Source organism: Rhodomicrobium sp. Az07 (genome assembly GCF_018619475.1).
In the GTDB taxonomy this organism is placed as follows: Bacteria; Pseudomonadota; Alphaproteobacteria; order Rhizobiales; family Rhodomicrobiaceae; genus Rhodomicrobium.
Map to the genome: position 1 here is coordinate 14,057 of NZ_JAHFZG010000023.1, position 26,979 is coordinate 41,035.

The window sequence follows — 26,979 nt, forward strand, 5'->3', positions numbered from 1 at the left end:
GGCGTGCCCCCTAAGCCTTGCTGACTGCGGTTCGATCCGGCGCGACAGGCGCGTAGCGCCGCTCGCGCGGATCATCGGTCTGATTGCGCGACGGGCTGAAGAAAACGCCCGGCGCATGCAGCAGCTTCGAAAATGGAAAGACGATCATCAGCACAGCGGCGAGCGCGAGATGCGCGAGCAGAAGCGGATCCGACGGGAGCGGGCTCGGCTCAAAGGACATGAGCCCGAGGAAGAAGCCTTTCACCAACACGATGTCGGTGTGCTCGACGAACTTCATCCCGAGCCCGGTCGCACCAAGGGCAAGAAGCAGAAGCAGGATCAGGTGGTCGAAGGCGTCGCTGATATAGCGCATGCGAGCGATGGCGACGCGGCGGACCCACAACGCGAAAAGCGCGGCGACCATGGCGAACCCGGCATAGACGCCGAAGGGCTGGAGGAGCGCGACCGGCGGCCAGACGGGTTCCATGAAATAGCGCAGGTGACGAAGCAGAACGAGAGCCAGCGAAACGTGAAAGACCCAGCCGAATAACCAGATCCACTTGCTGGATTTGAAGAGGCTCTCGAAGACCGTCACCTCTCGCAGCACGCGGAACGCCGCTCCCGCTCGCGTGACGGGCGCGGGCGTCGTGGGAACTTTCAACGGAACGGGCGTCCTGGCGTATTGCCAAAGGCGCAGAGCGAGCCCACCGGCGAAAATCGCCGCCGCACTGTAAAACAAGACCGCGTAGATCGTGGTTTGCACGCCAATCCGTCCCCGGTTCCCAGCTTCATGGCTGGTTATCTACTGTCCTTGTCGGCGCAGTTCATCGTTATGGCCGAGCTTGCCCGGCCACCCGTTTGAGTGTGCGCCCCTTGTTCGATGAGGTGCCGCCTCGATGGCGGCCATGGCAAAAGCTCCACTCGCTTCAGTAAGGTGCTAGTGGTCCTTTGCTTCCGTCATTTGCCCATGAGGGCAGGTAAGCCAATGACGGAATCGGAACACTAGATGCAGCCCGTGGGCTTCGGCAGGCCGCCGATCTTGCATGCCTGTTTCGCCGGGCCGTAAGGAAAAAGCTCGTAGAGGTATTTCTGGTCGCCCTTGTCGGGACCGAACTTCTTCTTCATTTCCTTGACGAGGATGCGAATGGCGGGCGCGATCTGGTATTCCTCGTAGTATTCACGCAGGAAATCGATGACTTCCCAGTGCTCGGGAGTCAGTTCGATATTCTCGGTTTTCGCGATAAGCAGCGCGAGATCCCTGTTCCAGACGGTAATGTCCGTGAGATAACCTTCCTCGTCGTGGTCCGCGACGATGTCGCCAACTTTGTATTGCATGCTCATGAGCTTCTCCGTTCAATTATCGGGTTCGGGTTCAAAGCCAGGCGACGGTGCGCGCGTGCTGTGCGACGAGGTCGACAAAGCCGCCGTAATCGACGCGCTGAATGCCTTCGATCATGTCCTCCGGCCTTATGCCGCGGGCGTCCAGATCGGACGCGAGCGCATAGACGCCGCCGCTGGCGAGCGCCGCCTGCACCATGGCCGTCGCGGACGATCCCTTCCGTGCCCCGACGACGCCGTCCTCGATCATCAGCAAGGCATCGCCGGGTGAGAGATGGCCGACGCAGCTTTGCAGCGCGTTCCGCTCGAAGGGAGTTTTGTTCACCGTGTGCAGTGTGGACATCAGTTCCCCCTCAGAAGCTCAAGACGACGTCTTGCTGGGCGATAAGGGCCGCCATCTCGGCGCGGCTTACTGGAATGATCGAGGGCTTTTCGGCGTAGTCCTCGGCCTCGTCTTCGTAGGTGATGGGCATGAGATCCTCGACCGTGAGCCCGCGCTCCGCCAGCGATTCGCGCTCGACATAAAACTTGCGGACGTCATAATCGCCGAGCGCCTTGAATGTGCGCGAGAAGTTCTTCATGCTGGCGGCGGCCGTATCCTGCCCCGCCATCAGTTGGAACACGCCGTCATCGAGGAAGGCGAGGCTGACATCCTGCTCGAAGGCTGCGCCGATCAGCACGACCTCAAGCGCCTCCAGCGCGTAGATTGTCCCGTAGGGCGCCTTGCGGTTGACGTAGAGAAACTTCTTTTTCTGGGCCATGGCGTCCCCCTAATCCCCGAACACGACGAGACGGTCGGCCTCGATGCCTGCTTCGATCAACTGACCGAGCCCCGAAATGCGAAATCCCGGCGCGAGGTTGCTCGCGTCCTTGCCGTGCCGCCTGGCCTCGTCCGCGTCGAGAATGCCGCGCCGCTGTGCCGCCGCGATGCAGACCACCAGATCGAGCCCGTGCTTCTCGCCAAGCTCGCTCCAAAGCTTCTGCAAATTCCGGTCGTCTTGCGGCGGTACGGTCAGCCGCGTGCCGTTATTGACGCCGTCGTGGTAGAAGAAGACGCGGGTGATCCCGTGCCCCTTTTCCAGCGCGGCCTTCGTGAAATGGTAGGCCGTGTCAGACGCCTGATGCGTGTACGGGCCTTCGTTGACGACGATTGCAAGCTGCACGTTACTCTCCCGCCTAGAAATGCACGTGGGCTGACATGTTCATGGTCTTGCGGGAGCCGGTCCACGTGTCGAGGTGGTGCTTCGTGAAAGCGAAGCCCGTCAGCTCGAAGAAGCGCGGCCAGCCGATGCGGTCGATCCACTCGCCCATGCGCTCCCAATCCTTCGCGTTGTCCTTGTACGCGTAGAGGATCTTGCGAACGACTTCGGCAACCTCGGGCCAGCGAGGCGCGTTGTTCGGAAGGTTCGCGACGACGAGCTTGTGAAAGCTGGGTTTCGAGCGGGCGTTGGAATGCTTGCCGCCAACCCACACCGCGATCTTGGTGGAGTCCGCGCCGTTGATCTGCATGGGCGGGCAAGGCGGATAACAGGCGCCGCAGCACACGCATTTCTGCTCATCGACTTCGAGCGAGGGCTTGCCGTTGACCATGGCCGGGCGGATGGCCGCCACGGGGCAGCGCGCGACCACAGCCGGGCGCTCGCAAATCTTCGAAACCAGATCGTGATTGATCTTCGGAGGCTTCGTGTACTGCACGTTGATGGAGATGTCGCCCTGACCGCCGCAGTTGATCTGGCAGCAGGAGGTCGTGATCTTCACGCGGTTCGGCATTTCCTCGCGGATGAACTCCTCATACATCATGTCCATCAGGCTCTTTACGACGCCGGATGCATCGGTGCCGGGGATGTCGCAATGAAGCCAGCCCTGCGTATGCGAGATCATCGAGACTGAGTTGCCGGTGCCGCCCACGGGAAAGCCCGCCGCAGTCAGCGCTTCGATCAGCGGCTCGACCTTATCCGCTGAACTGACCATGAACTCGATGTTGCTGCGCGTCGTGAAGCGCACATAGCCCTCCGCGAAGGTGTCGGCTATTTCGCACAGCTTGCGGACGCTGAAGACGTCCATCTGGCGCTGGGTTCCCGCCTTCACGGTCCAGATTTCGTCGCCGCTCCAGGCCACATGACGAAGGACGCCTGGGCGCGGCCGGTCGTGCCAGGACCAGTTGCCGTAGTTTTTTTTCATGACCGGATGCATGAAGGGAAACGGATCCGGTACGCCCGATTCGACGGGGCGGCGAGGTTGTGCAGGGGCATTCATCGACGAAGTCTCCGCGAAATCAAATTTAGCCTGTGGAAGCGCGCGTTGCTTTACGCCGCGCTTGCCGCTTACTCAGCCGCGACGGTCAAACCGGCTTCTTTCGCCTTGCGCTCGAAATACTTCTCGGCTTCGTCGGTGAAGTCGTCCGTGCGCACGTAGCAGGACGTGCGCGGGTGATTGACCATGTTCGGATCGGGGTCGACGCCGATGGCTTCGAGGAACGCGGGCAGCCCGATGCGGTCCATGCATTCGCCGATGCGCTCATGTTCGAGCGCATTTTCCATGAAGAAGTCGATCAGTCGGCGGCCGAACTCGACAAGCTTCTCGAAGTCCTCATCCGCCTCCAGCTTCATGAACGGAACGATCATGGTGCCCATGAGGTCGCCGACCTTCAGCGCGCGCTTGCCGCCGATCAGGATCGACACGCCGCGGTCGTCGCCGGGATGCAGCGCCTTCGTCATCACGTTCAGGCAGTGCATGCAGCGCACGCAGGACTTGTTGTCGACATCGAGCGTGTCGTCGTCGTTCAGGCTCAGGGCGCGCGTGGGACACATGGCGATGACGCTGTCGATGACGTATTTGCGGCCGTGGCCGACCACGAAGGCTTTCACCTCGTCCTGATTCACCTTCATGGCGTCGCGCCAGGTTCCGATAACGGCGAAATCGGAACGGTGGATGGCATTCACGCAATCGTTCGCGCAACCTGAGAACTTGAACTTGAACTTATAGGGCAAGGCGGGCCGGTGCATCTCGTCGAGGAACTCGTTGATGACCGAGCGATGCGCCTTCACTTCGTCGTAGCAGGACTTTTCGCAGCGCGCATGACCGACGCAGCTCATCGAGGTGCGAAGCGCCGGGCCTGCGCCGCCGAGGTCGAGCCCCATCTCGTTGAATTCGTCGAACGCTTTCTGTGTGTTTTCGGTCGAGCACCCCTGAAACATGATGTCGCCGCTCTGCCCGTGGAAGGCGATGAGGCCCGAACCGTGCTTCTCCCAGACGTCGCACATCTGACGAAGGAGGTCGGTCGTGTAGTGGTAGCCCGCTGGAGGCTGAATGCGGAGCGTGTGAAACTCTTTCGAGGCCGGAAACTTTTCGGCCACTTCCGAAAAGCGGGGAATGACGCCGCCGCCATAGCCGAAAACCGAAACGGTTCCGCCCTTCCAGAAGCCCATGCGCTTTTCGTAGGAATGTTCGAGCTGCCCGAGAAGGTCGTTCATCATGGGAGCGTAGGATTTGCCCTCCGCATCACGCAAGCGCTTCAGGCCGGTCACAAAACTCGGCCACGGGCCCGTTTCAAGCTCGTCCAGAAGCGGCGTCGCGTGCTTTTCGGGCTCCGCTGCCTTCGGCGCATCGTTGCTCGTCATTCAGCCTCCCATTTCAATCTGTCAGGCGCGGATCGACGGGTTTTTGCCCGCCCTTGCCTGCGATCGGTTGTTTTGTTCCAAAAACTGGTCTTTGGAGCGAATTTTTATCAAGCTAGCATACTCATTCTGTAATGACAATAATTCATATCTGTGAATACGATGATATGTTCGTGGAGTTAGCCGGCTCCCACTGGGCGGGAAGCGAGCCCACCGAGCGCAAACGGCACGGGAGTGGCTTCGGCCCGTCGGCGCTCTTTGAGAGAAAGGCAGCAAGACATGATTCAAATCAGCGACCTGATCATCGCGCATCCCGAAATCGCGTCTTTCGGCGAGCTTGAGGAGCTTGTGAAAGACGCGGCGCGCCAGGGCACCATCCACCTCGCCTTCGACCTCAAGCCGGAATATCCGGACACGCCCCGGAACTGGCAGGACCGGCTCGAAGCGGCGTTCCTGTCGATTGTCGGCAGCGGGAGATAGCGATGCAGGGCGAAACGAAAGAACGTCTCGAAACGCTCTCGGCGCCCTACGGCCGAGAGGTGCGCCTCGACGACGTGCGCTTCGAAAGCGGCATGCGCCTGTTGCGCGTGACCATCCGGGAAGGGACGCGAATCACCGTCCTCGATCTCGATCCGGGTACGGCGCTTGCGTGGGCAGGCGCCATGGCGCAGTGGGCCGCACACGCAACCGGCCCCAAAGAGAAAGCTTAAGCCGTGGAACAGCTTCCGATTTTCCTTCAGATCAAAGGCAGGTCCGTCGCCGTCGCTGGCGGTGGAACGGTCGCGGCGCGGCGCGCGGAACTGGCGCTGAGGGCCGGGGCACAAGTCAGCGTCTACAGTGAAAGCCTTGGCGACGATTTTCGCGCAATCGGTTTTCACGAGGGCTTGAGGCATGTCGCCCACGCCCCCACGCTTTCCGACATCGAGGACTGCGTCCTGATGTTTGCCGCGACTGGCGATGCAGCAGCGGACCGCGAGGCTGGCCGGCTTGCCAGGCAAGCGCGCATCCCCGTCAATGTCGCGGACGCGCCGGACCTGTGCGATTTCATCATGCCGTCGATCGTCGACCGCGACCCTTTGGTGATTGCCATCTCGACAGGCGGCGCTTCGCCGGTTTTTGCCCGCATGATCCGGGCCCGGCTCGAAAGCGTGATCCCCTCCGCCTATGGCCGCCTTGTCTCGCTCGTGGGGGCTTACCGGGACAAGCTTGGCGCCGCACTCAAGGAGCCCGCCGAGCGCCGCCGTTTCTGGGAACGCGTGCTCGAAGGCCGCGTGGCCGATCGATTTCTCGCCGGTCAAGAAGCCGAGGCCCGGGTCGAGCTTGAGCGCGCATTGGCGGCTGTCGCCGATTGCGCATCAAGCCGGCAAATGGGCGAGGTCTACATCGTGGGTGCCGGACCAGGCGACCCCGACCTTCTAACCTTTCGCGCCCTTCGTCTCATGCAACGCGCCGATGTCGTGCTTTATGACCGCCTTCTGCCACACGGGATCCTCAATCTCGTGCGCCGGGAGGCCGAACATATTTATGTCGGCAAGCTTCCGGACGATCACATCATTCCTCAAGAAGAGATCACGGCCCGGCTTATAGACTTCGCCAGACAGGGCAAGCGCGTGCTGCGCCTGAAAGGCGGCGACCCATTCATGTTCGGGCGCGGTGGGGAAGAAGTCGAGGTGCTGGCGGCGGCGGGTATTCCGGTTCAGGTCGTGCCCGGCGTCACCGCCGCTACCGGCTGCGCGGCCTATGCCGGAATACCGCTGACCCATCGCGACCATGCCCAGGCCTGCGTTTTCCTCACCGGCCACTCACGGGGCGACGGCGTCAGCCTCGATTGGAGCGCGCTCGTCCAACCAAGGCAGACGGTTGTCATTTTCATGGGGTTGGGGAAGCTGGACAACTTGATGAAGGAATTCGTGGCGAAGGGAGGCGATCCACAACTGCCCGCCGCTATCGTCGATAACGGAACGCGACCCAACCAGCGAGTCGTCACCGGAACCGTTGAAACGATCGCGGGTCTGGCGGTGCAGGCTGAACTGCAAGGCCCGGCGATCATCATCCTCGGCACAGTCGTCACGTTGCGTGACAAGCTTGCCTCGGAAACTGCTCCGGGCGCCTCTGGCTCATTTGCGTACGAAGCGGGGCTTTCGTCCATTCAATCGCCGGTTTGACACCGCACTCTGACAGGCGAGCCGATTTTTGGACATAGCCGATTTGTGCTCTTTCCAAAGCCAACCTTTTAGATCATGATCTATGAATATTACGAAGTGTTCAAAAAAAGAGCACGTGAATAAGCGACTCAAAGGAAACGACAAGGGATTCTCAAATGGCACACATCGTCGTGCTGGGCGCCGGGCTCGGCGGCGTCATCATGGCCTATGAAATGCGCGACAGGTTGCGCAAGGGCGACAAGCTCACCGTCATTACCAAGGAGCCGAAATACCATTTCGTTCCGTCCAACCCTTGGGTAGCCGTGAACTGGCGGAGCCGCGATGATGTGGAAATCGATCTCACGCGGACATTCGCGAAGCGCAAGATCGACTTCATCCCTGTCGCGGCCAAACGGGTCCATCCCGCCGACAATTGTATCGAGCTGGAAGACGGCAGGAGCGTAACTTACGATTTTCTGATCATTTCGACTGGCCCCGAGCTTGCCTTCGACGAGATTGAAGGGCTCGGCCCAACCGGGCATACGCATTCGATCTGTCACGTCGACCATGCGCAAGCCGCTTCCGAAGCCTTCAAGCAGTTCTGCCGGAACCCTGGGCCCATCGTCGTCGGCGCGGTGCAAGGCGCATCCTGTTTCGGGCCCGCCTACGAATACACGTTCATTCTGGAGACTGAACTGCGGCGGCTGAAGATCCGCGATCGTGTCCCCATGACCTTCGTGACCTCGGAGCCTTACATCGGGCATCTCGGCCTCGACGGCGTGGGCAACACCAAGGGCATTCTCGAAGGCGAAATGCGCGATCATCACATCAAGTGGATCACCAACGCGCGTGTCCAGAAGGTGGAGCCGGGCAAGATGACCGTCGAGGAGCTTACCGAGGAAGGTGCGCTCAAGAAGGTCCATGAACTGCCGTTCGCCTACTCGATGATGCTTCCCGCTTTTCGCGGCATAGAGGCCGTGTGCGGCGTCGAGGGTCTGGTAAACCCGCGCGGTTTCATCCTGATCGACAAGACCCAGCGCAATCCGACCTTCCGCAATATATTCTCTGTCGGCGTCTGTGTCGCAATTCCGCCGATAGCACCGACGCCGGTTCCGTGCGGGGTGCCCAAGACCGGCTTCATGATCGAGTCGATGGTAACGGCAACCGCGCTCAATATCGGCGAGTTGCTTCGCGGGAAGTCGGCGCTGCACGAGGCGACCTGGAACGCTGTCTGTCTCGCCGATTTCGGCGATTCGGGCGTGGCCTTCGTCGCCCAACCGCAAATCCCGCCGCGCAATGTGAACTGGTCCTACTCCGGCAGGCTGGTGCACCGGGCAAAAATCGCGTTCGAAACCTACTTTCTGCGCAAGATGCGTCGCGGCGAGAGCGAGCCTTTTTACGAAAAGGCCGCCTTGCAAGCGCTGGGCATTGGCAAGCTGAAGCGCGTCACCTGATACACACGAAGCGATGTCAACGATGAGAGGCCGCTCAGGGTTGACATCGCTTTGTTAAATAGAGATATTCGAATATGTACTTCAATCGAGGAGATAATTCGGCATGACCGAAGGGAACGGTACCGTCACGAACGGTGCACCCAATCAGAAGTCGATGACGATCATCGTCACCAAAGGCACGCTTGATTGGGCCTATCCGCCGTTCATTCTCGCGACCACGGCGGCGGCGATGGGCGTCAACACCACGATGTTCTTCACGTTTTACGGCCTCCCGCTGCTGTTGAAGAAGCTTGATCTGAAGATCTCGCCCCTTGGCAACCCGGCGATGAAAATGCCGATGATGGGCATGCACATGGCAATGCCGAACTGGGTTGCGACGATCCCGGGCGTGGACTCGGGCGCGACGGGGATGATGAAGAACATGATCAAGAAGAAGGGCGTCGCTTCCATCGATGAGCTGCGCGACATGGCTCTCGAAGCCGAGGTCAAGATGATCGCCTGCCAGATGACGATGGACCTCTTCGAATACAAGGAAGAGGACATGATCGAAGGAATGACGCTCGGCGGCGCGGCGACATACCTGGAGCAGGCTTTGAAGTCCGACGTGAACCTGTTCGTCTAGAGCCCGTTCCGATCTGATTGAATCGCAGTCAGATCGGTAAAACGGTCTCTTCTTCGAAGTTTAGAGACGGAATCACCGATCAGGTCGGGTCAACCTGATCGGATCCGACTCTAGCATGAAGAATTATCACCGCCCCAATCCATTGACTTCCAACGGAGAAAACATGCCCGACAAGACGCTCGACGCGAAAGGTCTCAACTGTCCGCTGCCGATCTTGAGAACGAAAAAAATGCTGAATGAAGTCCCGGCCGGCGGCACGCTGGAGGTGCTCGCCACCGACCCCGGCTCCGTCGCCGATATGGCTTCCTTCTGCCGGACGACCGGAAACGAGCTTGTGGAGTCGACGAAGGACGGCGACGTGTTCCGTTTCCTGATCAAGCACACGGGCTGACATTCGGCGCTTCATCGCCCTCAGTGTTCGTCGCAAGCGGTGGCTCCGCAAACCGCTTGCGGCATTTTTACGACCTGCGCGGCACGGCCGTAACCGTGCTCGCGGAGGATGGATGCACCGACATGCAAGCTGCGTCGATCACCGGCCACAGTCTGAAACAGGTTGGGGCCATCCTCGAAAAATACCTGGCCCGCACCCGTGCGCTCAACGTCGCCGCCACCAAAAAAAAATGGCGGAAACATGGATTGCCAAACTCGCAATCGGCTGATAGAGAATGCGCCACCAAGTGTCTAACACGGTGTCCAGCTTCCCGGCATTTACGGTTTTTTCACTTGGCTACGCCAGCTAAGACACTGATCTTTCTGGCATGGAGGGGTGCCCGAGTGGCTAAAGGGGACGGACTGTAAATCCGTTGGCTAAGCCTACGTTGGTTCGAATCCAACCCCCTCCACCATCACCCGCCTCGGCGCGGCAGCTACGGCAGCACCACGTTGCGCCGATGAGCGAAGGCGCGCCAACCGCCTCAGGCGAGTTCGACGGCCATCGCCACGGCTTCGCCGCCACCGATGCAGAGGCTCGCGACGCCTCGCTTTGCTCGCGCCCGCCGCAGCGCGCCGATCAGCGTCACCAGCACGCGCGCGCCCGATGCGCCGATGGGATGGCCGAGCGCGCACGCGCCGCCGTGGATGTTGACCTTGTCGTGGGGAAGGCCGAGGTCGCGCATCGCCGCCATGGCGACGACGGCAAACGCCTCGTTAATTTCATACAGGTCGACGTCGCCTGCCTCCCAGCCGAGTTTGCTCAGGAGCGCTCGGATCGCGTGGACGGGCGCGTTCGGAAACAGGCGCGGCTCCCCGGCATAGGTCGCGTGGCCGAGGATCGTTGCCAGCGGCGCGACGCCTTTCGCCTCCGCCGTCGAGCGGCGCATCAAGGTGACGGCGGCCGCGCCATCCGAGATCGAGCTGGAATTCGCGGCCGTCACGGAGCCACCCTCACGGAAGGCAGGCTTCAGCGTGGGAATTTTCGCGATGTCGATGCGGCCCGGCGTCTCGTCGCGCTCCACCTTCAACGCGCCCTTGCGGCCTTCGACCGTGACAGGCGCCGTCTCCCAATCGAACGCGCCGCCCTCGACTGCCGCGCGCGCCCTTGTCGCCGATGCCACGGCGTAAGCATCCTGCGCCTCCCGCGTGAAGCCGTATGCGCCCGCGCAGTCCTCCGCGAAGGTGCCCATCAGCCGCCCCTTGGTTTCAGGCGCGTAGGCATCCTCCAGGCCGTCGAAGACCATCGCGTCGAGAATGCGGTCGTGGCCGAGACGCTGGCCGCCGCGCGCCTTTGGCAGAAGATACGGCGCGTTCGTCATAGACTCCATGCCGCCAGCGGCGACCACGCGCGCGCTGCCCGCAGCGATAAGATCGTGGCCGAGCATCACCGCCTTTAGGCCCGAGCCGCACACCTTGTTGATCGTGGTACAGCCAGCCGAAACCGACAGTCCGGCGCGAAGCGAGGCTTGCCGCGCGGGTGCCTGTCCGACGCCCGCGCCGAGCACGCAGCCCATGACGACCTCATCGATTTCGGATGCGGGCAACCCTGCGCGCTCCACCGCCGCACGAAGCGCCGCCGCGCCGAGTTCGGGCGCGGCGAGGCTCGCGAACGCGCCCTGAAACGCGCCGATGGGCGTCCGCACGGCGGATGCGATGACGATGGCGTCGGTGCTTTCGTTCATGGTTCCCCCTTGGCGCTTTGTTCCGTTCGTGGGCGCGGATCGTTTGCCTTTCCCTTGATGCTATCTCAAAGCGCTACCCCGAGCCATGCCGCGCCGAAGCCGTCGCGATCTCGCATCGTTGACCTGCAATAGGGGAACTCCGACGCAGGCTGACTGTTGCACATCGAACGACCGGCAGCGGAGAGGTGCCCAGACATGGCGACAAGCGACAAGCCAGACCTCGAAATCATCGGCGCGCCGTGGGGCAATTTCGTCCGCAGCGTCTGCATGGCCGCCCGCGAAAAGGGCGTTCCTTACACCCAGACCGTTGTGCGGCCGACGGATCCCGAAGTGGCCGCGATCCACCCTTTCAGCCTCGTGCCATGCGCGCGTCACGGCGACCTCGTGCTGTTCGAGAGCCGCGCGATCTGCACCTATATCGATGGCGCGTTCGACGGTCCGCCGCTCGTGCCGCGCGACGCTCGCGGCGCGGCGATCACCGAGCAATGGATCGCTCTTGTCATGACCACCATCGATCCGGTGCTTGCGCGGCAATATATCAGCGCCTACCTCGCCGCGCCGGACGGCAACCCCGACGCCGCCACCATCGAGGCACTTCTGCCGAAGATGCGCAAATGCTTTGCGGTGCTCGACGAGCGCCTTGCGACAAGCCGCTATCTCTCGGGCGATGCGTTCAACCTCTCCGACATGATGCTTTTTCCGGTGATGTGGTTCATGCGGCTTAAGCCGGAAAGCGCGGCGCTGCTGGAGGCGTCGCCGCATATTCTCGACTGGTATGCCCGCGTCGCCGAGAGACCGAGCGCGCGCGATACCGAGCCGCCCGCCGTCACCGGACCCGCGGTGGCATGCGGTGCGTTCGGCTAGATCCAGGACTTTTGCGCGTTCGTCGCCAGAGCGGCCAGACTTCCTTGGCGGCGGCGGATGGCTTGCACGCCCCTCTTTCCGTGGCTACGCTGAAGCCCTCGACAATTCTTCCAGGTAGTGCTTAATTATCTCCATGGCAGAGAAAGCTCTTACGCCCGTGGAACGCGGCGTCCTCGTTATTTTGATGGCGCAGGGCAAGCCTGTGACGCAGACCGAATTTAAGAAGGCACACGGACTGACCGCTGAAAAGCGGCACCGTGATAAGCTGCACTCTCTCGGGCTGATCGAGGTCGACTGGAACCCGATTACATACTCGCTCACTTCGGCGGGGTGGGAGTGGCTCGGGGAGTATACCGCAGGAGCAAAGCCAAGAGGTGCTGCTGACGCTCCGCTTTACGCGGCGCTTGGCGCGATTGGCCGCCTGGCGAAGCGGCTCGGGCTTCCGCTTGAGGAGGCTTTGACGGGGGACGGCCACCCACCCATTGGCCCGCGCCCAACAGACTGGCTCGAAGCGGACGAATATATTGCACGCTCTCTACAGGATATGCCGGTATTCGATCGCTCTCTTTCGCGGTTGCGAACCGCTGCTAACGGCAGCTTAGGCGATGAGGTCGAGAACGCCGAACTCTCCGCAGAGCTTATTTTTCAGGCTATCCGCCTCGCCGGACGCAAACGCGCGCTTGTCCTCGAAGGAGAGGTGGGCGCGCTGACCGCTTTCGACCCGGTCTTTCATCTCACCGACGACGACCTGTCGCCCGGCGATCCCGTGAGAGTTCGAAAATCTATCGTCATACGCAGACAGGGACAGGAAAATATTGTCGTACAGCCGGGCTTCGTAGAGCAGATTTATTAAGTTATTGATTATGTGAGGAACTCATGACGCTTCTTCATTGCCCTCGCGATGAGAGTTGGATCGGATGCGTCGATTTCGGAACTTCGTATTCGAAATTCGCGATGGTTCGGGCAGTGGACCGCGACGATTTGAAGAGCGAGGATATCCGCCCGCTAGCCATCGGATACGGCCAGTCGAGCGCACGGGAATGGTTGCTTCCGTCGGTTCTTTACGTCACCGACAAGGCGGTCCTGTTCGGAGCAGAGGCGGAGCGCGAAGCGTTGCGCGCGCTGGGAACTGCGCGCGACGCTTTCCGGTCGCCGAAGGAATATCTCAGTACCTGCGACATCGACGATTACGATGCACGCCTTTTGAAAGAAATCGATCCGACCGGTTTTTTCAGCGCGCGAACGCTGCTTCGTCTTTTCATCGCATACCTCTTGCATCGGGCCGCCGAGCAGGCCCATGCGGAGTGCCTTCCGTGGCCGATTCCGCTGCGCGTCGCTCGTCCCGCCTGGGAGCCCAAACGGGCTAGGGACGGAGAAATCCTGCTTCGCGACCTTGTGGAGCACGGTTTTGCCATAGCGGACATCGTCGGATCGGCTATTTCCGACAGCGGGGGCCTCGACTTGAACAGCGCATTGGCCGCCCTTGAGCAGGCGAACGAGAACGTCAGGCAGGCAAAAAAGAACAAAACCATCAGCTCGAACATGTTCGTCGTCGGGCGATACAACCGGATTTCGGTTCCGGAAGCCACCGCTGTCGCAGCGAATACAAATCGCAGACCTGGCCGGCGTCTTGTCGTCGTGGCGGATATCGGGGGCGGCACGTCCGATTTCGGCGCATTCATGACCCCTGTGCAAGGGCAAAAAACAATGGCGGAGGTTAACGGCGGGTCGCACATCCTTACGCGAGCTGGCGACTTCCTCGATATGCAACTGATCCGTTTCATCCTGTCGGAAGCCGGTTATCTCGAAGGGCATCAGACATCTCGCGGCATCACAAGGAGACTGACAAATCAGGGCCGCCAGAATAAGGAAATACTTTTTGCCGAAAGAACCCTGAAGCTTGAAATCGACGACCGTCTATTGAATATCTCGCTCGACAAGTTCTTGAGCCGTCCAGAGGTACAGAATTTTGCGGAAATCCTGCGTGAACGGTTCAGACAGAGCCTTCTGAAAGCGAAGCAATGCGCGCAAGCCTATCGGTCTGCAAACGGCCTCGAACCGCCAATCGAAATCATGCTGACCGGGGGCGGAAATTCGCTACCCATGGTGCGGGCTCTCTTGGCCGATCCCGGCTTGCCCGGGAATTACGTAGCGCGTGCTCCAGAGATTATCGAAGACGAAGACACCTTCGAGTTCGACACCATTCGCCCGCAACTTGCCGTTGCCATCGGAGGTGCGCTGAAGGATCTCCCAAGCACCACGAACCTCATAGTCGATCGAAACATTGATGCGGTAGCGGTGAACCAGCCCACTCCCCTTTAAATTCCGCGCGACCGGGCCGAGTTAAGGCGCTATAACCTGCGGCAGAACGCGCAGGGACAGGAATTCCTTGACACAGACACATATCGCGATACGCGGCGCGCGCGAGCATAACCTCAAGAACGTCTCGCTCGACATTCCGCGCGAAAAGCTCGTGGTCATCACGGGCCTGTCCGGCTCCGGCAAATCGAGCCTCGCCTTCGACACGATCTATGCCGAGGGCCAGCGCCGCTATGTCGAAAGCCTGTCGGCCTATGCGCGCCAATTCCTTGAAATGATGCAGAAGCCGGGTATCAATCGAATTTCTGGAGCTAACAATGAAGGTATACATATCGTATAGTCGTAAAGATCTCATGATTGCAAAACTGATTTACAGTCGCTTGCAAAGACATGGCATTAAAGTTTTCATGGACATAGACCTTCGAGCAGGACAAAATTTCGTTGAGGAAATTACAAATAATATAAAATCTTCGGACGCGATTGTCGCTATCGTTTCCAATAATTCAATTCACTCTGATTTTATCACCCTAGAATTAGAAGCCGTGTCAGAATTGGGCATACCCATATTCCCAATCTTCTACGACGTCGACCTTTCAACTCTTCCCCCCCCTGTGCGGGATAGACACGGCATACAGCTATCTTCGGACAAGCCAACCGAAATCGAAAAAGTCATTGCGCATATAGTTTCAGTGCTGCTGCGTGCAAAAGAGCAAAAAACCAATCCTGCGGCTTTGAGCGAATTTGCTGACCGAGTGTCTGAAGCTAAAGCGAAGGAACTGCGACAGCTTGGCAACAACGAAACCGACAGTAACTCCGTATTCGTGGTGCATGGCCGCGATGAGAGTGCCTTAAACGAGGTTGAGGTGTATTTGAAATCAATTGGCATCAATCCCGTGATCATGACGAGAATGGGAGGAGACGATACGTCCTTGATGCAGCGATTTTTTAAACATGCGAATGAAGCCAATTTCGCAGTAGTGCTGATAACGGGAGACGATTACGGCAGTTTTTGTGATCAATATCATGCTGACGGTGTTGGCGAGAAATCTCTACAATTTCGGGCTCGCCAAAATGTCATACTCGAGCTAGGATTTTTCTATGGAAAACTTGGCTGGGAAGATGTTTTTGTTCTATACAAACCCCCTTCTAAGATTTTTCCAAACTTTGAAAGACCATCGGATCTTGAAGGAGTTATTTTTAACAATATGTCTAACGCAAATTGGAAAGAGTTACTGAAAACTAGACTTTATAAGAAGCGCAAAGCTGTCTGTGCCAATCACGGCGCAAGCACTTCATTATAAGATTAGCATGACACAGACACATATCGCGATACGCGGCGCGCGCGAGCATAACCTCAAGAACGTCTCGCTCGACATTCCGCGCGAAAAGCTCGTGGTCATCACGGGCCTGTCCGGCTCCGGCAAATCGAGCCTCGCCTTCGACACCATCTATGCCGAGGGCCAGCGCCGCTATGTCGAAAGCCTGTCGGCTTATGCGCGCCAGTTCCTGGAGATGATGCAGAAGCCGGACGTCGATCTGATTGATGGCCTGTCGCCCGCCATCTCCATCGAGCAGAAGACGACGAGCCGCAACCCGCGCTCCACCGTCGGCACCGTCACGGAAATCTACGATTACATGCGCCTTTTGTGGGCGCGCGTCGGCGTGCCGTATTCGCCCGCGACCGGGCTTCCCATCGAGAGCCAGACCGTCAGCCAGATGGTGGACCGCGTGCTGGAATTGCCCGAGGGCACGCGGCTTTACCTGCTCGCGCCGATGATCCGCGGCCGCAAGGGCGAATATCGCAAGGAACTCGCCGACCTCCAGAAGCGCGGCTTCCAGCGCGTGAAGATCGATGGCACGTTCTACGAAATCCCGGACGCGCCGGCGCTCGACAAGAAATTCAAGCACGACATCGACGTGGTCGTGGACCGCATCGTGGTGCGCGGCGACATCGGCGCACGGCTTGCGGACAGCTTCGAAACGGCGCTGGAACTCGCGGACGGCATTGCCATCGTGGAATTCGCGGACGCGCCCAAGGCGGAGCCGGAAGCGGGCGGCGGCAAGAAGAAGAAATCCGCGCCGAAAGCGGATGAGCCGCGCCGCATCACCTTCTCGCAGCGCTTTGCCTGCCCGGTCTCGGGCTTCACCATCGACGAGATCGAGCCGCGCCTCTTCTCGTTCAACAACCCGTTCGGCGCCTGCCCGAAATGCGACGGCCTCGGCACGGAGCTGAAATTCGAGCCGCAACTCGTCGTGCCGGATCAGTCGCTCTCCTTGCGCAAGGGCGCCGTCGTGCCATGGGCGCGCACCGGCAACACCTCGCCCTATTACACGCAGACGCTCGACGCCATCGCCGCACACTTCAACGTCTCCATGGAAACGCCGTGGAGCAAGCTGCCGAAAAAGGTGCAGGACACGATTCTGTTCGGCTCGGGCGGCGAGGTGATCGCGTTCACCTATGACGACGGCATGCGCACCTACACCACGCGCAAAGCCTTCGAGGGCGTCGTCACGAATATCGAACGGCGCTGGAAGGAAACGGACAGCCAATGGGTGCGCGAGGAGCTTTCGCGCTACCAGTCGAACCAGCCCTGCGAGGAATGCAACGGCTTCCGCCTGAAGCCGCAGGCGCTCGCGGTGAAGATCGATCGCCTGCATATCGGCGAAGCGTCGCGCCTGTCGATCAAGGCGGCGAACGACTGGTTCGCGACGCTCTCCGGCAAGCTCACGGCGAAGCAGAACGAGATCGCGACGCGCATCCTGAAGGAAATCCGCGAGCGGCTGCGCTTCCTGAACGATGTCGGCCTCGATTACCTCGCGCTGTCGCGCAACTCGGGCACGCTGTCGGGCGGCGAAAGCCAGCGCATCCGGCTCGCCTCGCAGATCGGCTCCGGGCTGACGGGCGTGCTCTATGTGCTCGACGAGCCGTCCATCGGCCTCCATCAGCGCGACAATGCGCGGCTGCTCGATACGCTGAAGCACCTGCGCGACCTCGGCAATTCGGTGATCGTGGTCGAGCATGACGAGGACGCGATCCTCACCGCCGACCATGTTGTCGACATCGGCCCCGGCGCCGGCGTCCATGGCGGGCGCGTGATCGCGGAAGGTACGCCCGCCGACATCAAGGCGCACCCCGAAAGCCTCACCGGGCAATATCTCACCGGCCAGCGCCAGGTGCCGCTGCCGACGGCGCGCCGCAAGATCGACAAGCGCCGCATGCTGACGGTGCGGGGCGCGCGCGGCAACAATCTGAAAGACGTCACGGCCTCGATCCCGCTCGGCTGCTTCACGGCGGTCACGGGCGTCTCGGGCGGCGGCAAGTCCACGCTCCTTATCGAGACGATCCAGAAGGCGGCGTCGCGGCGGCTCAACGGCGGCGGCGAGACGCCGGAACCGTTCGACGCGCTCGACGGCATCGAATTCCTCGACAAGGTCATCGACATCGACCAGTCGCCCATCGGCCGCACGCCGCGCTCGAACCCGGCCACCTACACCGGCGCGTTCGGCCCGATCCGCGACTGGTTCGCGAACCTGCCGGAAGCGAAGGCGCGCGGCTATCTGCCAGGCCGCTTCTCGTTCAACGTGAAGGGCGGGCGCTGCGAGGCGTGCCAAGGCGACGGCGTCATCAAGATCGAGATGCACTTCCTGCCGGACGTCTATGTAACGTGCGACGTCTGCAAGGGCCACCGCTACAATCGCGAGACGCTCGACATCAAGTTCAAGGGCAAGTCCATCGCCGATGTGCTCGACATGACGGTGGACGAAGCGGCCGAGTTCTTCAAGGCGGTGCCGTCCGTGCGCGACAAGATGGAGACGCTGCAACGCGTCGGCCTCGGCTACATCAAGGTCGGCCAGCAGGCGACGACGCTATCCGGCGGCGAGGCGCAGCGCGTGAAGCTGTCGAAGGAGCTGTCGCGGCGCGCGACCGGCAAGACGCTGTACATCCTCGACGAGCCGACCACGGGCTTGCATTTCCACGACGTTGCGAAGCTGCTCGAAGTGCTGCACCAGCTTGTGGACGCCGGCAACACGGTGGCGGTGATCGAACACAATCTCGAAGTGATCAAGACCGCCGACTGGGTGATCGACCTCGGCCCCGAGGGCGGCGACGGCGGCGGCCGCATCGTGGCGGAGGGCCGCCCGGAGGACATCGCCGAGGCGGGGGCGAGCTATACGGGGCAATTCCTGAAGGAACTGCTCAGGCGCCGCCCCGCGCCGAAGGGCAAGGCGAAGGTGGCGGCGCGGGCTGCGGAGTGACCTGTTACCGTAGATTCTGTCGACGCTTGTAACGCATTCTCTTAAAAGAAGCCTGTTGCTGAAATGCGACCAATATGGAGGCGGCCTTTCGTTTTTCGCGTCAGACGTCTTTCCGGTGTGATAGGCCGCACGCTGTCGAGGAACGCCGGATTCCGGGCGCCGTGTTCTTGACGATCATGTTCAAACAAATTATCTGGTTTTTGTTTTTCATTGCAATCTTCGGTGGAGCGCACTGGCGGCGATTCAGCCGAAGTTGAGTGAGGTGCAAATGCCCATCACCGGCCGATCATGAGACGGCGACACTTTCTCTTCCTGCTCGGGGGCAGCCTGCTGCTGCCGTTGAAAACCGCCCCGGCATGGTCCATTTGCAACAGTGTGTCTGTTCTCGATGCGCCGTTGGAACTTGGAGGCAAGTGGGGTGGGTCCGTGCCGACGGACGCGGCGGCGGTGCTGGAGCGCATGCGCAGGGCCTGTCTGGCGGGCGTTGCCTTGGTCTCTGATCGTCAGCCGGAAAGACTCCGGGTCGACAACCATGCCGGAACGCTGCCCTCGATATGGCTTCACACCAACCCGCCGCGGACCGGCTGGATCATCGTCAGTGTCGGCACCCGCGACTGGTGCAAACTCGCCTATCAATTCGGCCATGAGCTCGGGCATGTGCTCTGCAACAGTTGGCAGCCGGATGCAAAGCCCAGAAACCCCTGCCAATGGATCGAGGAGGCTCTGGTCGAGGCGTTCTCCCTGCGTGGCCTCGGGCTCCTTGCGGATGCTTGGGCGCATGCGCCTCCTTTCCCGAACGACGCCGCATTCGCTGACTCCATCCGAGACTACCGGGAGAAGATGATTGTCAACTATCGTGTTGCGTTGCAGGGGGAAGGCGAGACGGCTTCGCTGCGCACCTGGTTCGAGAGCCATGAAGCTTCCCTCCATGTGGACGGCGGTGTTATAGCCGCCGCAGGCGCGGTCTATACCATGCTTGATCTGCTGCAGAGCGACGCCACCATGATCGCGGATATGGGTGCGCTGAACCGTTGGCCGGGACGGAGCGGGGTTCCCCTCCACCACTACCTCAATCTATGGGAGAAAAGCTGTGCGGAGCTGAAGGCCCCCGGCCGATTGCCCGTGCGACTCCGTAATATGCTCGCTAACCGCCCGTGAATACCAACTCGCTGCTCGACCGATGGCGAGAGATCACGCCATCAATTCAGTATCCACCTCCGTTTCAGCTTCCTCAGCCGGCTTGAGGTCGAGCGCGGCGAGTTCCTCTGCTGCGTCCGGCGCGCCATAAGACGCTGCATGTTCGTACCAGCAGCGCGCGGCTTCGATATCCTTTGGGCCGCCCAGCCCTTGCGCCGCATATCGTGCGAGCATCAGGGCCGCGAGGGGATGTTTGTTCTCTGCCGCGCGGGCAAACCAGCGCCGTGCCTCGTCCTGGTCTGTTTCGATGTCGGCTCCGTCGCTGTGCATGGTGCCGAGGGCGAACATTGCGCCCGAGTGTCCCGACTGCGCCGCAGAGCGAAACCAGGTCAACGCGGCTTCCGGATCGCGCGGGACGCCGCGGCCCTGGAGATAAAACTCGGCGAGCGCAACCTGCGCATCCGCCAAGCCGGCTTCGGCGGCGGTTTCGAACCAGACGGCCGCTTCGCCATCGTTCCGGTCCAGTCCACGGCCATCGGCAAGCATGCGGCCATACCAATATTGCGCGCTCACCACCTCGTCGGCCGCCTGCTTCAGCCAGAACGCGGCGCGTGCGTCGTTGCGCGGCACACCGATGCCCTCGGCCAGGCAGACCGCGTAGTTGAACGCGCCGATAAGATCTCCTTGTTCAGCGGCACGCTCGAACCATTGATGCATGGGCAGGCTCCCGCTTTCGATGGTCGAAACGCCACCGGCCTGCAACAGCGCCGCCAGGTCTGCCTGAGCGCCGGTGTCCCCGGCCTCGGCGGCACGCTTGAACCAGGCCGCAGCCTCGTCGGGGTCGCGGGCCACGCTCGCCCCTGTGAGGTAAAGTGTGCCGAGCGCCCTGGCAGCGGCCCGGTGACCGCGTTCGGCCGCAGTGCGGAACCAGTGCGCCGCCTCGATATAATTCGGCGGCAGCGTGCCACCACGCGCATAAAGCTCACCGAGGTGCATTGCCGCGTCGCTTTCGCCTGCGACGGCGGCCCGGCGCAGCCAGCTTTCACCATTCAAGGTATCGACCTGTCCGCCTCGACCTTCGAGCAGCATCAGGCCAAGCTTCAGTTGTGCGGCGGTGAGATGAGCTTCGGCTGCGAGCGTGTACCGTCTCCGCGCCTCCGCTTCATCGAGCGCCGTCCCAATTCCGCCCTCCGCAGCCGCGCCCAGCAAGTAATGCGCGGTGGGTAGCCCCGCATCCGAAGCGCGCAGGAGTTCATCGCGTGCGAGAAGTGCATTGTCTGCGATATCGGCGCGAAGCATGAGCGCGATGGCGTAGCCAAGCCGGCCCTGCGGACAATCCTGTTCGGCGGATTTGCGGTACCATTCGAACGCCGCATCAGGATCGCGCAGGTCTTCGGGGCCGGAGGAGAGAATGAAAGCCAGCATGGCCTGAGCATCCGGCGCACCGGCCTCGGCAGCTTTCTTCGCCCAGACCATGGCGGCATGATAATCGGGCGCCTCCGACTCCGTAGGCTCGAACAGCCTCGCACCGGCCTCGACGGCGGCTTCAGGCACGCCGAACAGATGAAGGGCGGCGAGGCGGCATTGCGCCCCGACATGCCCGGCTTCGGCAGCCAATTGATACCATCGCGCCGCCGAGACGGGATGCTGTAGCGCCCCCTTGCCCTCAAGATAGTGCTCGCCGACAATAAAAGCCGCTTCGCTGTCGCGCGCTTCGGCTGCGGCTATAAAGAGCGCAAGTGCGCGTTCCGGAGCCACCTTCGAAAGGCGTTCGGCGCGCGCCTTCGCCCGTTTCGGTGAGCGTGCAAAGAGGCGGTCCAGCGCCTTATGCAGGATACTCAGTTCGATCATGCTGGTCAGGCTCCCGGCTCGCGCATGCTTTCGTGGGCAATCGGAAGAATCTTGGAGACGAAATATGTGAGTATGGAGCGTGTGCCGACCTTGACATCCGCAGTGAGTGGCATTCCAGGCATCAGCCGGAAGCCGGGCGGCGTGTCGTGCAGCATCATTTCGGTGAGAGAAATGTAGCCCTTGTAATAGAGGGTGCGGGGGCGGTTCGGAAGCGTGGAGCCACCTTCCTGAGGCAGCGCTTCAGGACTGAAGCTGTCCGCGCTGATCAAACGAACGGTGCCGCGCGCGCTGCCGTATTGCAGGAAGGGCAGCGTGTCGAACTTGATCGTTACCTCGTCCCCGGGGCGAACATAGCCGCTGTCTATGCCGGAAATGTCCGCCTCGACCGACAGCGGCGCGTCGAGCGGCACAAGCTGCATCAGCGGTTCGGCACTTGTGACGACCGAGCCGACCGAGATCTTCGCCACCGACAACACGACCGCGTCGCGCGGTGCGGTCAGCACCACCAGCTGATTATGCAAATTGGCCTTGGTGAAGTCCTGGCGTGCCTGCGCCAGCTTGCGGCGCGTATCGGCGAGTTCCTGCGAGAGCTGGGCATTCCAGCGATTTACGTAGGCTTCCCGTTCAGCTTCCTCGGCGGCGAGTTTCCGGCCCGCTTGCGCGCTTTCCGACTCCGTCTGGGAAAGCGCAACCGCCATGTTCAGTCTGGCGTCCGTGGCCAGGATCGTATTCAGCCTGCTGCCGACCTGGAGGTTCTGAAGCTCCTGGCGCATGCCCTCGACATTTGCTGCGAGGCCGAGGCGCTTGCGATAGTGATCGGCCTGCGCACTGCTGCCGTCCATTTCGGTACGATACTGATTGATCTTCTGATCGTGCGCTTCGAGCGAGGATTTGTACGCTCGAAATTGCTGATAGAAGATCGCGGCTTGCAACGTGGAGTGAGAGTTGGCCGGATCGGGCACGTAATCCTTGCCCGCAGTCTGTGCTTCGAGCCGCGCTGCCTTGGCGGTGAGCGAATCGAGCTGATCCTTCATCGAAGTGAGGTCGGCCGCGCTGATCGTCGGGTTAAGGCGGGCGAGCAACTGGCCCTTGCGAACGATATCGCCCTTTCGCACATTGATGCTCTCGACGATGGAATGATCGAAGGGCTGGACGACGATATTCGGCGCGTCGGCGACCAGCTTGCCGCTGGCCGACACGATCTTGTCGATCTGTATCAGTCCGCTGGCAGTGACCGTGGAGACCACCAGCAGGAAGACGAAAAGGTTCGTCGCGCGCGACAGCCTTGGAATCGGCTTCGCGATGATCGCGGCCGAGGGGCTCTCGAATTCGAGGGCAGCAAGCGGCAGCGGGCTCCTTTCGGCCCGCTTTGCCTTAGCCGACTTGGATAAACGAGGGAGCAGGAGCGGCATGGGCTTTTCCTTGGTAATCGGTGTGGCGGTTCTGTTGAAGCCAGAGGTGGCGGTAGATGGCGCAGCGCTCTACCAACTCGCGATGCGGACCGATATCGACGACCTTCCCGCGGTCGAGGACGAGGGTCTTGTCACACTCGACAAGCGACGAGAGACGGTGGGAAATGATCACCATCGTACGGCCACGAGCCATGCGCTGAAGGTTGGCGTTGATGAGCGCCTCGCTTTCCGGATCGAGCGCGGAAGTTGCCTCGTCGAGGATCAGCAGCTTCGGATCGGCGATCAGTGCCCTGGCGATGGCGAGACGCTGGCGCTGGCCGCCGGAGAGGTTGGTGGAACCCTCCTGGATCCAGGTCTCATAACCCTGTGGCAGGCGCTCGATGAACTCCTCGGCACCGGCAAGCCTCGCCGCGCGCACGGCGTCTTCGAAGCTCAGACCGGGCCGCCCGGCCAGAATGTTGTCTTTCACCGAGCCGCGGAACAGGAAGTTGTCCTGCAGCACCGCCCCGAAGCTCTGGCGCAGATGACGGAGGTTGATGTCCCGCAGTTCGATTCCATCGATCTTGATCGCGCCGGAATATTCAGGGCTGATGCCCATGAGCAGGCGGGTGACGGTGGATTTGCCCGACCCCGAACGCCCCACCACACCCAGCATCATGCCGGGCTCTATGGAAAAGCTGATGTTGTCGAGTGCGGGCGATTTGCTTCCCTCATATTTGAAGCTCACCTCATCGAAGCTGATCGCGCCTTCGAGTTTCGGACGCAATCCGTGAGTAAGCGCCCGCTTCTCGGTCGGCCGGTTGAGAACCCACCCCACCTGATACAGCGCTTGCCGCGCTTCCTGGACGTCCTGAAGCAGACGCGCCAGATTAACCAGCGGGCCGGCGACGCGGCCGCCAAGCATCATGAAGCCGATCAGCCCGCCGAGAGACAACGGGTTGTTCGATGTCATCGCGAGATACGCGCCGAGCGCCAGCACGCCCGCCTGTGTGTATTTCTCGAACGGCATCACGAGCACCATGGGCCAGTTACTGAGCTTGCCCATCCGCATGTTGAGATCGCCGACCGTCGCGATTCGCTGATCCCATTCCGCGGCACGGGTGGATTCGAGGCACAGCGACTTGACTGTGCGGATGCCGTAGATGCTCTCGACCAGCGTGGAGCCCTTGTCCGACTCTGCCTGGATGATCTTGCCCGTCAGATCCGCGAGCGGCCGGAGAAAGGCCCATATGATTAGGGTGATGCAGCTCGCCGCCGCCAACACTGTCCAGGCGAGCGTTGCTTCCATGTAGAAAAGCACGGGCAGCAACAGCAGAACCATGGCAACGTCGATGAACGTCGTAATCATGCGGCCGGTGAGGAACTCGCGAACGCGATAGAGCTGGCTCACCTTGTAGGAAAGCTCGCCGGCCTGATTGCGCTCGAAGAAGTCGATGGGCAGCGTCATCAGCCGGCTGAATATCGCAAGGTTTAGCCTCGTATCGAGCCGGGTGGCGAGTGTGACGAGCAGCATTCGCCGAGACCAGGCGATCAGCATTTCGAAACCGAGCGCGATCAGAAGCACGACGACGATCAGCGTGAGCGTATTCATGCTCTGATACATGACGACCGTGTTCAGCGTCGTCATGATCATCAGGACGGGGAGCACGCTGAGGATGGTGATGGTAATGGAGCCGATCGCCACGTCGCGCAAAATGGATTTCTCACCCCAGACCATACGAGTGAGCAAGCCGAGATCGAATGGCCTCTCATCCTCGCTCTCGCCGCGGGAGGCGCGCACGAGCAGCGTAGCCCCATCCCAAACCTGCTTGAGCCGGAGTTCGTCGATCGGCGTAGGCGGCTTCGTCGAAGGTGCCAGCGGATCGCGCACCAGAAGGACGCCGTGCTCATGATTGCGACCGACAACGACAGCGGCGCCGCCGTCAGAGAGCAGCAGCAAGATCGGTGCCGGGTTGTCGATTTTCATCAACTGACCGAAGCTGAGGCGGACGGCGCGAGCCCAAAGGCCGTATTGGCGGAGCCATTCCACAAGCGCAGCCGATGAGGGAGCGGCACTGTCAGCATTGGGCCTTACCCCTGTGGGGTCGGGATCGATGCCGTGATAGCGCGCGACATGAGTGGCGGCGACTATCCGAGCATGCAGAGCATTGGTGCCCTGCCCGTTGGAAGCGGCCTTCCCGCCAGGCTCGCCAGCGGAAGCGACGTGCAACAGCTGATTGGCCGCGGGCAGAATATTGGCAGGTGGCACGAAATTCATCTCGATCACTCTGTGAGCTGTTCAAGGAGAAACGCTTCTGGTCATGCAAATGAGGAGATCGGCCGGATGGCCGATCTCCTCTCTTTTGTATTAGTGCTTGGGCAAGGACAGCTGATGTGTCTGGTTATTCAGGCTGATCGGGTTAAACGAACCTGAATTGCCGTTGTCCTTGAAGAAGCCACCCGCTTTGATGTCTGAGCCGTTCTTGTGGTTACCAAGCAACGACGCGACACTCTTCGGTGCGACATCCGTGGGCCGCAGAGACGCGTTTGCCTGTTTCGCGATGCTCTGAAGGTGGTTGTCGCCACCGGCGCCGCCCTTGGCGGTTTCTCCAGCGCCTCCATAAGATTTGGCCGAGCCCGAGATAAAGGTCGGGCGGTCGCTCGTGGAGACGTGCTTGAAGGGCGATTGCTCCTGCTTGCCGAACCCGTGATCATTGCCTTTCGAGCTGTGACCATGATCGGGTTTGCCGTGATCGGGTTTGCCGTGACCGGGTTTGCCGTGATCGGGCTTGCAGTGATCGGGCTTGCCGTGATCGGGCTTGCAGTGATCGGGCTTGCAATGCTTGCCGGGCTTGCCCGTAGCGCCGGTAGCACCCGTTGCGCCGGTAGCACCCGTAGCACCGCCGGTAGCACCCGTAGCACCGGTAGCGCCTGTGGCACCGGTAGCACCCGTAGCGCCGGTTGCACCGGTCGCGCCGGTAGCACCCGTTGCACCGGTAGCACCCGTAGCACCCGTTGCGCCGGTAGCGCCAGTAGCACCTGTGGCACCCGTAGCACCCGTAGCGCCCGTAGCGCCGGTAGCACCCGTTGCGCCTGTAGCGCCCGTTGCACCGGTAGCACCCGTAGCACCCGTAGCGCCCGTGGCACCGGTAGCACCCGTTGCGCCAGTAGCACCTGTCGCGCCAGTGCCTGTCGCGCCCGTTGCGCCTGTAGCACCCGTGTCGCCGGTAGCGCCCGTAGCACCGGTAGCACCCGTTGCGCCCGTGGCACCGGTAGCACCCGTGTCGCCGGTTGCGCCCGTAGCACCCGTCGCGCCGGTAGCACCCGTGTCGCCGGTAGCACCCGTCGCGCCAGTAGCACCCGTGTCGCCGGTTGCGCCCGTTGCACCGGTAGCGCCCGTTGCGCCGGTAGCACCCGTCTCGCCGGTAGCGCCGGTAGCGCCGGTTGCACCCGCCTCGCCGGTAGCGCCCGTAGCGCCAGTAGCACCCGTGGCACCCGTCTCGCCGGCAGCACCCGTTGCGCCAGTAGCACCCGTTGCGCCGGTAGCGCCGGTTGCACCGGTCGCGCCGGTAGCACCCGTTGCGCCTGTGGTACCCGTCGCGCCAGTTGCGCCAGTTGCGCCTGTAGCACCCGTGGCACCCGTCGCGCCTGTGGTACCCGTCGCGCCAGTTGCGCCTGTAGCACCGGTTGCGCCCGTGGCACCGGTAGCACCCGTTGCGCCGGTAGCACCCGTTGCGCCCGTCGCGCCTGTGGCACCGGTAGCGCCAGTCACCCCGACATCTAGCAGGCTGCTGAAATACTCCTGTCTCGACAGCGGTTTGAGAACATGATTCACCCTCAGCACGGTAACGGCGGGGGTGATGATGCGCGGGATGGACGAGACGAGCGGATC

At 61.4% G+C, this 26,979-nt stretch carries 24 protein-coding genes, 1 tRNA gene and 2 pseudogenes; 14 read left to right on the top strand and 13 right to left on the bottom strand.

Annotation, left to right across the window (positions count from 1 at the left end; genetic code table 11):
* Positions 1-10: 10 nt before the first annotated feature.
* From KKP04_RS14130 to dsrA, 7 genes are all read right to left on the bottom strand, one after another.
* A complete protein-coding gene (locus tag KKP04_RS14130; protein WP_215032933.1) occupies positions 11-742 on the bottom strand; it encodes a respiratory nitrate reductase subunit gamma in 732 nt (243 codons plus the stop codon).
* A 239-nt stretch (positions 743-981) separates the two neighbouring features.
* Positions 982-1,320 (bottom strand): TusE/DsrC/DsvC family sulfur relay protein, encoded by a 339-nt coding sequence (locus KKP04_RS14135; RefSeq protein WP_215032936.1) that lies wholly within the window; start codon positions 1,318-1,320, stop codon positions 982-984.
* Positions 1,321-1,351: 31 nt separating this feature from the next.
* Positions 1,352-1,660, bottom strand: coding sequence for a sulfurtransferase complex subunit TusB (gene tusB / locus KKP04_RS14140; RefSeq protein WP_215032939.1), 309 nt, complete (start codon positions 1,658-1,660; stop codon positions 1,352-1,354).
* Positions 1,661-1,670: 10 nt separating this feature from the next.
* Positions 1,671-2,078 carry a sulfurtransferase complex subunit TusC gene (gene tusC / locus KKP04_RS14145; protein WP_215032942.1) on the bottom strand — a complete coding sequence of 136 codons (408 nt, stop codon included), beginning with the start codon at positions 2,076-2,078 and terminating at the stop codon, positions 1,671-1,673.
* Between the two features lie 9 nt (positions 2,079-2,087).
* Entirely contained in the window at positions 2,088-2,480 is a 393-nt protein-coding gene (gene tusD / locus KKP04_RS14150) for a sulfurtransferase complex subunit TusD (RefSeq protein ID WP_215032945.1), read from the bottom strand.
* A gap of 13 nt (positions 2,481-2,493) precedes the next feature.
* Complete coding sequence (gene dsrB, locus KKP04_RS14155) at positions 2,494-3,498, bottom strand: dissimilatory-type sulfite reductase subunit beta (protein WP_251134133.1); 1,005 nt, start codon at positions 3,496-3,498, stop codon at positions 2,494-2,496.
* A gap of 143 nt (positions 3,499-3,641) precedes the next feature.
* Positions 3,642-4,937 carry a dissimilatory-type sulfite reductase subunit alpha gene (gene dsrA, locus KKP04_RS14160; RefSeq protein ID WP_215032951.1) on the bottom strand — a complete coding sequence of 432 codons (1,296 nt, stop codon included), beginning with the start codon at positions 4,935-4,937 and terminating at the stop codon, positions 3,642-3,644.
* Between the two features lie 276 nt (positions 4,938-5,213).
* Here dsrA and KKP04_RS14165 point away from each other — a divergent pair, with 276 nt between their 5' ends.
* From KKP04_RS14165 to KKP04_RS14190, 6 genes are all read left to right on the top strand, one after another.
* Entirely contained in the window at positions 5,214-5,414 is a 201-nt protein-coding gene (locus KKP04_RS14165; RefSeq protein WP_215032954.1) for a sulfur relay protein DsrC, read from the top strand.
* 2 nt (positions 5,415-5,416) lie between these two features.
* Positions 5,417-5,644 carry a hypothetical protein gene (locus tag KKP04_RS14170; RefSeq protein ID WP_215032957.1) on the top strand — a complete coding sequence of 76 codons (228 nt, stop codon included), beginning with the start codon at positions 5,417-5,419 and terminating at the stop codon, positions 5,642-5,644.
* A 3-nt stretch (positions 5,645-5,647) separates the two neighbouring features.
* Positions 5,648-7,099: a siroheme synthase CysG gene (gene cysG, locus KKP04_RS14175; RefSeq protein WP_215032960.1), complete on the top strand. Its 1,452-nt coding sequence runs from the start codon at positions 5,648-5,650 to the stop codon at positions 7,097-7,099.
* A 155-nt stretch (positions 7,100-7,254) separates the two neighbouring features.
* Entirely contained in the window at positions 7,255-8,532 is a 1,278-nt protein-coding gene (locus KKP04_RS14180; protein ID WP_215032963.1) for an NAD(P)/FAD-dependent oxidoreductase, read from the top strand.
* 103 nt (positions 8,533-8,635) lie between these two features.
* On the top strand, positions 8,636-9,154 hold the full coding sequence (locus KKP04_RS14185) for a DsrE/DsrF/DrsH-like family protein (protein ID WP_215032966.1): 519 nt from the start codon (positions 8,636-8,638) through the stop codon (positions 9,152-9,154).
* Between the two features lie 163 nt (positions 9,155-9,317).
* Positions 9,318-9,545 carry a sulfurtransferase TusA family protein gene (locus KKP04_RS14190; RefSeq protein WP_215032969.1) on the top strand — a complete coding sequence of 76 codons (228 nt, stop codon included), beginning with the start codon at positions 9,318-9,320 and terminating at the stop codon, positions 9,543-9,545.
* Between the two features lie 20 nt (positions 9,546-9,565).
* Here KKP04_RS14190 and KKP04_RS15995 read toward each other — a convergent pair whose 3' ends face one another.
* Positions 9,566-9,787, bottom strand: coding sequence for a hypothetical protein (locus KKP04_RS15995; RefSeq protein ID WP_215032972.1), 222 nt, complete (start codon positions 9,785-9,787; stop codon positions 9,566-9,568).
* 127 nt (positions 9,788-9,914) lie between these two features.
* Between KKP04_RS15995 and KKP04_RS14200 the strand changes: the two genes are divergently transcribed.
* Positions 9,915-9,999: transfer RNA gene (locus KKP04_RS14200), tRNA-Tyr, on the top strand.
* A 69-nt stretch (positions 10,000-10,068) separates the two neighbouring features.
* Here the strand turns inward: KKP04_RS14200 and KKP04_RS14205 are convergent.
* Complete coding sequence (locus KKP04_RS14205) at positions 10,069-11,268, bottom strand: acetyl-CoA C-acyltransferase (protein WP_215032975.1); 1,200 nt, start codon at positions 11,266-11,268, stop codon at positions 10,069-10,071.
* Positions 11,269-11,463: 195 nt separating this feature from the next.
* Here KKP04_RS14205 and KKP04_RS14210 point away from each other — a divergent pair, with 195 nt between their 5' ends.
* From KKP04_RS14210 to KKP04_RS14240, 7 genes and pseudogenes are all read left to right on the top strand, one after another.
* Positions 11,464-12,132 carry a glutathione S-transferase family protein gene (locus tag KKP04_RS14210; RefSeq protein ID WP_215032977.1) on the top strand — a complete coding sequence of 223 codons (669 nt, stop codon included), beginning with the start codon at positions 11,464-11,466 and terminating at the stop codon, positions 12,130-12,132.
* 157 nt (positions 12,133-12,289) lie between these two features.
* Positions 12,290-12,985 carry a hypothetical protein gene (locus KKP04_RS14215; RefSeq protein ID WP_215032979.1) on the top strand — a complete coding sequence of 232 codons (696 nt, stop codon included), beginning with the start codon at positions 12,290-12,292 and terminating at the stop codon, positions 12,983-12,985.
* Between the two features lie 350 nt (positions 12,986-13,335).
* A complete protein-coding gene (locus KKP04_RS14220; protein ID WP_215032982.1) occupies positions 13,336-14,454 on the top strand; it encodes an Hsp70 family protein in 1,119 nt (372 codons plus the stop codon).
* A 67-nt stretch (positions 14,455-14,521) separates the two neighbouring features.
* Positions 14,522-14,761: pseudogene (locus KKP04_RS14225) on the top strand (ATP-binding cassette domain-containing protein); the annotation flags it as partial.
* Positions 14,762-14,804: 43 nt separating this feature from the next.
* Positions 14,805-15,752 (top strand): TIR domain-containing protein, encoded by a 948-nt coding sequence (locus tag KKP04_RS14230; RefSeq protein ID WP_215032988.1) that lies wholly within the window; start codon positions 14,805-14,807, stop codon positions 15,750-15,752.
* Between the two features lie 7 nt (positions 15,753-15,759).
* Positions 15,760-18,708, top strand: a complete 2,949-nt coding sequence (uvrA, locus tag KKP04_RS14235; protein ID WP_215032991.1) for an excinuclease ABC subunit UvrA — start codon at positions 15,760-15,762, stop codon at positions 18,706-18,708.
* A gap of 426 nt (positions 18,709-19,134) precedes the next feature.
* Complete coding sequence (locus KKP04_RS14240; RefSeq protein ID WP_371818820.1) at positions 19,135-19,866, top strand: hypothetical protein; 732 nt, start codon at positions 19,135-19,137, stop codon at positions 19,864-19,866.
* Between the two features lie 33 nt (positions 19,867-19,899).
* On the opposite strand, the gene KKP04_RS14245 is transcribed toward KKP04_RS14240, so the two are convergent.
* The 4 genes and pseudogenes from KKP04_RS14245 to KKP04_RS14260 all read right to left on the bottom strand — a co-directional run.
* Complete coding sequence (locus KKP04_RS14245) at positions 19,900-21,696, bottom strand: tetratricopeptide repeat protein (RefSeq protein WP_215032997.1); 1,797 nt, start codon at positions 21,694-21,696, stop codon at positions 19,900-19,902.
* 5 nt (positions 21,697-21,701) lie between these two features.
* Positions 21,702-23,108, bottom strand: a complete 1,407-nt coding sequence (locus tag KKP04_RS14250; protein WP_215033000.1) for an HlyD family type I secretion periplasmic adaptor subunit — start codon at positions 23,106-23,108, stop codon at positions 21,702-21,704.
* On the bottom strand, positions 23,071-25,365 hold the full coding sequence (locus KKP04_RS14255) for a peptidase domain-containing ABC transporter (RefSeq protein WP_215033003.1): 2,295 nt from the start codon (positions 25,363-25,365) through the stop codon (positions 23,071-23,073). Before KKP04_RS14255 ends, KKP04_RS14250 begins: the two co-directional genes overlap by 38 nt.
* A 90-nt stretch (positions 25,366-25,455) precedes the next feature.
* A pseudogene (locus KKP04_RS14260) lies at positions 25,456-26,979 on the bottom strand (hypothetical protein); the annotation flags it as partial.